This is a genomic window from Kitasatospora nipponensis (assembly GCF_039528135.1).
GTDB lineage: Bacteria > Actinomycetota > Actinomycetes > Streptomycetales > Streptomycetaceae > Kitasatospora > Kitasatospora nipponensis.
The window spans coordinates 1-5,152 of the sequence record NZ_BAAALF010000144.1; the positions used below are offsets into that span (position 1 = coordinate 1).

Consider the following 5,152-nt stretch of genomic DNA (forward strand, 5'->3'; position numbering starts at 1 on the left):
CCTCACCATCCGCGCCACCACCCCGCACGGCGACATCACCGCCCGCAGCCTCTGATGGAGCGGGAAACGGCGAAAGGCACCCCGGCCGCTCGCGGACGGGGTGCCCGAAGCCGGCCGCTCGCCGGCCGACAGCTCGGGCCGGTCAGTGGCCCGGGCCGCTCAGTGACTCGGGGTCATGGCCGTGCGCAGGTGCCAGCTGTTGCGCCGGTGAAGCGCCTCCAACTCCCTCTGGAGGGTGGGCCTGGGCACCGCGACGACCGGGCAGCGGGCATGCTCCACGCAGTGCCTGGTGACGGACGGTCGCAGCACCCGGCGCAGCACGCCGCCGCTGCCGGCCCCGACCACCAGCAGGTCGTCCGCCCGGTCCGCGAGCCGCACCAGGGCGGGCCCGGTGTCACCGCGCACCACCACGGCGGAGAGCCGCACACCGGCGGGCGCACCGCCGAAGGCCTCGTCGAGGGCCTCGCGCAACCGTGCCACGGCCGACTCCCGCCAACTGGCCAGCAGGGGCGGGCAGGGCGCCAGGCGGTAGCCGTGCTCGCCGCCCTGCGGCAGCCAGGCGAGGACGGCCAGGACCTCGGAGCTGGTGCGGCGGGCCTCGTCGACGGCCATGTGCAGGGCGGCCAGACTGCCGAGCGATCCGCCGACTCCGACGACGATCCGTCGCGTCGCCCGCTCCTCGCGGAGAGCCTCGTCCATGGCTGACCTGTCCGTTCCTCGTCCGCCCGGCTCCCTGCCGGGCACTGGCTCCCAGCCAAGCCCACCGGCGGCGGAGCGCGGTCGCTCCTGACGCGCTCCTGACGGACGGCACGGCGATCTCGACACGATCTTGACGGCACGGCCCGTGCGGGGCGACTGTCGGGCCGGTCGCACCCCTACCGCCACCGCCCCCGCGCCGGGCCGCGGGGGTGGACGACTCGCGGGAGCAGCGGCCCTGCGGCCCGGCGGATGCGCCGCGACCCGCCGACGCGCACCGTGGATGGGTACAGCCCGCCCGGACAGCCACGGGTTGTGCGCCACTGGCAGCACTCGGTCACCAGGCACGTGTCCCGGCCCGGGCAGCTCCTGCCGGCGCACGGCACAGCGCCGCCGATGACCGAAGGAGTCGCACCATGCCCACCGGGAAGATCCGTCGCCCCGCCCTGACCGCCGCCGTCGCCGCCCTCGGCGCCCTGACGGCCCTCACCCTGGCGGGGCCGGTGCCGGCGGAAGCCGCCACCACGCCCGCCACCGCGCCCGCCACCGTGTCCGCCTCGCCGGGCGTCGCGCCGACCGCCTTCGTCGACCTGCCGACCACCGCCCTGCCGACCGACCGCGCGCCGCACGAGATCTCCTTCCAGTACCGCAACGACTCGCCCGGTGACCAGCTCATCGCCCCGCAGATCCTCATCGAGTCCCCGGTCACGGGCCCGTCCCTCGACCCGGCCGCCGTCAGCCTCCAGGTGGAGACCGCCGACGGCCACTGGCTGCCCCTGCCGCTGGGCGTGCAGACCGGCACCCTGTACACCGACCTGATCCCGGCGAGGCTCGTGCTGCACAGCGGTCACACCCTCACCGAGCACTACCGCCTCACCGTGCTCAGGCCGGCCCAGGGCACCATCGCCCCGCGGGTGGCGCTGTACGGGTGATCGCGAAGGGGCGGGTCGCCTCCAGGTGGCTGGTCGGCACCTCCAGGCGAGGCGGGCCAGGCTTTCGACCAGGTGGTCACACGGTCGACCCGGGTTCACCCGTTCGGCTGAATGCGTCGCGCCGGCACGGGGGCCGGCGGCGGCGCCCCGAGGTCTGGTTCGAGGACGGAGCAGTCCCTACGGTCGGACCCACGGGGTCGCCGGGCGAGGGTGGGCGGCTCACCGGCGGGCCCGCGGCCGGGAGCGCGGCGCCCGCCCGCGGTGTTGCCTGAGGCAGGTTCAGTCGTTGTCCCCGGCATGTATTCCGACACCCCAGAATGCTGCGGCCCCCTTGACGAAACGTTTCGTCATGAGGCTCCGATCTTCGCCCACCTCGCCCTGCAGTGGGCCCGCGCCGGACGAACGGTGCCCGGCTGGAGCGACGAGGAGTGGCGTCACCTGACGGCACCGCCCGCGCCCTCCCACCACCACCGCCCCGGCGCCACCACCGGCCAGGCCAGGGCGACCGGGGGCCACCTTCCGTCCGGCCGCGGCGGCGACAGCACCCAGCAGCGCATCACGGAGCACGCATGACGGACCGGCCGACCCCGCGCGTCCCCCCGCAGCGCGGCGCCGGGGACGTCGCTCTGCCACTGGAGTTGCAGCTGGTCCTCGGGCCCGGCCTCGGCATCCCCGTGCGCGCGTGCCTGCGGTACCACCCGGCGGAGCCGTACGCGGTGTACCTGGACCTCCACGTCGCCCTGGACGCGCCGATCACCTGGGTGTTCGCCCGCGAGCTCCTGGCGACGGGCCTGACCGAGGGCGCGGGTCCGGGCGACGTGTCCATCCGCCCGGGAGCGGACGGGAGCCCGCAGACGGTCGACATCACCCTGCACGGCGCGGACTCCGCGACCGTGCTGCGGGCACCGGCCCGGCAGGTCAGGACCTTCCTGGCCGGCACCGAGCGCGTCGTCCCGTTCGGCTCGGAGGACGCGCACCTGGACCTGGACGGGCTGCCCGGCTGGCTGCGGGGCGACGAGCCTCCCGAGCCGGGCTCCTGACCCCTACCCCCTGCCCCCTCTGCCCCACCGGATCACGCCTCCACGCCCTCCTCCACGCCCTCCTTCTCGCCGTCCGCCTTCCGCGACCGATGGGCGAGCCGGTCCGCCGCGCGGCGCCCGCGGCTCTCCAACGGCAGCGAGCCGGTGGCCGCCGCCAGCCCGGCGGGCGGCATGTCGAAGTAGATCGCCTCGTACGACCCTTCCGGAACGATGTACGTCTCGTGCCAGAGCCCCACGTTCTGGCGCAGCTTCCCGGCGGCGATCTTGCGGTTGGCGATCCCCCACACCTTGTGGTGGAAGGCGTCCGGCGCGGCGGCGTAGCCGTACAGCTTCTCCTTGGACTCCCAGTACTGGACGACGCAGTAGGTGCGCGGCGACGCGGTCAGCAGGGTGCGCCCGCGCAGCCCCCGGGCCGGCTCCTTGGCCAGGTCGTGGAGCATCCGGAACATGGCCGCCATCACCGGCACCCAGTGGTGGACGGCCCAGAAGCGGTTGATGCGCATCCCGATCAGCAGCACCACGGTGTCCCCCGTGGCGGCCGCGGTGGTGAATCCCGGTGTCGGTTTGGCGGACACGTCTGCCTCCAGCTCTGCCTGCCCCCTATGTAAGCGGTGATTACATCAGCGCCGGACACCCCGGTCAAGACTCCGTGCACGCCCAAATCCGTTGCCACCGAGGCCCGTTGCCGCCAAAGCCCGCTGCCGCCGGGCCACCGTTGGTGTCAGGGGCGGTCAGGGTCAGGGCGGTTGGCGATCCCCTGGCCGAAGGTGTCCAGGACCTGCGCGGTCAGCTCCTCCGCCCTGTCCAGCGGCAGGTACCCGTCGATGATCATCTGCGCCAGGCCGTACACCAGCGCCTGACCGGCCAGCCCCACCAGCGCCGGGTCCCCGGGCCGCAGTTGGCCCGCCTGCTGGTCCGCGACGATGAACCCGGTGAACGCCTCGTCGATCCCCGACAGCCGCTCCTGCAACTCGGGCTGCCGGGAGGCCGTGAACACCCGTGAGCGGACCAGCTCGAACCGGTGCGGATGGTGGATCGCGTACCGGACGAACCCCAGGCCGATCGCCCGCATCGCCGTCCCCTCGCTCGCCTCGATCTGGGCCAGCTGCCACCGCTCGAAGTCGGCCAGCACCCGGGCCGCCACCTCCGTCAGCAGCGCCTGCCGATCCGCGAAGTGCCGAAACGGCGCCCCCGCCGAGACCCCCGCCCGCCGCGCCACCTCCCGCATGGTGACCCGGCCCGGTCCCTCCTCGTCCAGCAGCGCGAGTGCCGCCTCGACCAGCGCCTCGGGCAGGGCACCGTGGTGATAACTGCCGCGCTCGGCATGCCTCTCCGTCATGCCAGCAAGTGCTACCACAGGCGGGTGAGGGCGCCGAAGCCGTGCGCCGAACCCGGTCACCCGCGCGCGCCGTGGGGGAGACTGTCGACGGACGGAGACGAGCGGTCGAAGCGCGACGAGCGAAAGGCAGGGGAAGCGTGGCACTGGCGAAGAAGGGTTCCCGCCGCATCGTCGTCGACGGCGTCGAGTACCGCTGGCGCGTGAGCAGGAGGCACTGGTGCTGCGACCAGGACGTCAACACCTTGGGCTACCGGGTGCAGCACGCGACCCGTCCCGGCACGACGCTCGTCGTGGAGACCGGCCGGCCCACCGTACCGGCACCGACCGTGCTGCCGGCCGAGGTCATCCTGCCGCGCGAAGTGGCCGCGGGCATCCGGGCCGCGCGGTCGAGCGGCTGGACGCCCAGCTCCAACGGTTCGCCGTTCAAGCTGTACCTGTCCGCTCCCTGACCGGGCGGCCCGATCCGCCCCGATCCGCTCGCCCACCCCGTCAGGCGCGCTCCGACGAGCCCTACGGAAGGACGCGGTAGTCGATGAGCAGCGTGCCGCTCGGTGAGACCTCGCTGCGGATCGTCTCGAGCCGGATCGACGGCAGGCCCTCGAGGAGTCGTCGCCCGTGGCCGGCGATCCTCGGTGCCATCACGAGCCTGAGTTCGTCCACGACACCGGCGGCGAGCAGCGCCTGCGCGACCGAGATGCTCGCGTGGACGCCGACGTCGCCCCCGCTCTGCTGCCGGAGCTCCCGGACGAAGTCGACCAGCCCGCCCTCGATCGCCGTGGCGTTGGCCCAGTCCTGGTCCAGGGGTGTCGACGTCGCGACGTACTTCGTGACCCCGTTGATGAACGTCGCGAACGGCTCGATCGGGCTGCTCGGCCAGAACCGCGCCCACTCGGCGTAGCTGCGGCGGCCCAGGACGACCGCGTCCTGGGTCGCGATCACGGACGCGAGGTTGGCGTCCATCACGTCGTCCCAGTCGACGATGAAGCCGTCCGGGGCCTCGGCCACCCCGTCGAGGGACACCAGCTCGTACACGACGATCTTTCGCACGCCCACACCTCCGCTCGGTCTCCGATGCTACTGGTCCACCGGCCGAGCCGCCGGTACCTGTCGCCGCCGGGGGGGGGGGGGGGCGGGGGGGGGGCGGG

At 74.0% G+C, this 5,152-nt stretch carries 7 protein-coding genes; 3 read left to right on the forward strand and 4 right to left on the reverse strand.

Annotation, left to right across the window (positions count from 1 at the left end; all coding sequences use genetic code 11):
• Positions 1-159 precede the first annotated feature (159 nt).
• Positions 160-699 (reverse strand): universal stress protein, encoded by a 540-nt coding sequence (locus tag ABD323_RS29590; protein WP_344445076.1) that lies wholly within the window; start codon positions 697-699, stop codon positions 160-162.
• A 413-nt stretch (positions 700-1,112) separates the two neighbouring features.
• On the opposite strand from ABD323_RS29590, the gene ABD323_RS29595 reads away from it, so the two are divergent.
• A complete protein-coding gene (locus ABD323_RS29595; RefSeq protein ID WP_344445077.1) occupies positions 1,113-1,628 on the forward strand; it encodes a signal peptide protein in 516 nt (171 codons plus the stop codon).
• Between the two features lie 569 nt (positions 1,629-2,197).
• Positions 2,198-2,668 (forward strand): SsgA family sporulation/cell division regulator, encoded by a 471-nt coding sequence (locus ABD323_RS29600; RefSeq protein WP_344445078.1) that lies wholly within the window; start codon positions 2,198-2,200, stop codon positions 2,666-2,668.
• A gap of 32 nt (positions 2,669-2,700) precedes the next feature.
• Here the strand turns inward: ABD323_RS29600 and ABD323_RS29605 are convergent, their stop codons facing one another.
• A complete protein-coding gene (locus tag ABD323_RS29605) occupies positions 2,701-3,243 on the reverse strand; it encodes a DUF4188 domain-containing protein (protein WP_344445079.1) in 543 nt (180 codons plus the stop codon).
• Between the two features lie 146 nt (positions 3,244-3,389).
• Entirely contained in the window at positions 3,390-4,007 is a 618-nt protein-coding gene (locus ABD323_RS29610) for a TetR/AcrR family transcriptional regulator (protein WP_344445080.1), read from the reverse strand.
• Positions 4,008-4,144: 137 nt separating this feature from the next.
• Between ABD323_RS29610 and ABD323_RS29615 the strand changes: the two genes are divergently transcribed.
• A complete protein-coding gene (locus ABD323_RS29615) occupies positions 4,145-4,456 on the forward strand; it encodes a hypothetical protein (RefSeq protein WP_344445081.1) in 312 nt (103 codons plus the stop codon).
• A gap of 61 nt (positions 4,457-4,517) precedes the next feature.
• On the opposite strand, the gene ABD323_RS29620 is transcribed toward ABD323_RS29615, so the two are convergent.
• The gene (locus ABD323_RS29620) at positions 4,518-5,054 is read right to left on the reverse strand and encodes a dihydrofolate reductase family protein (protein WP_344445082.1); all 537 of its coding nucleotides are present in this window, start codon (positions 5,052-5,054) and stop codon (positions 4,518-4,520) included.
• Positions 5,055-5,152 lie beyond the last annotated feature (98 nt).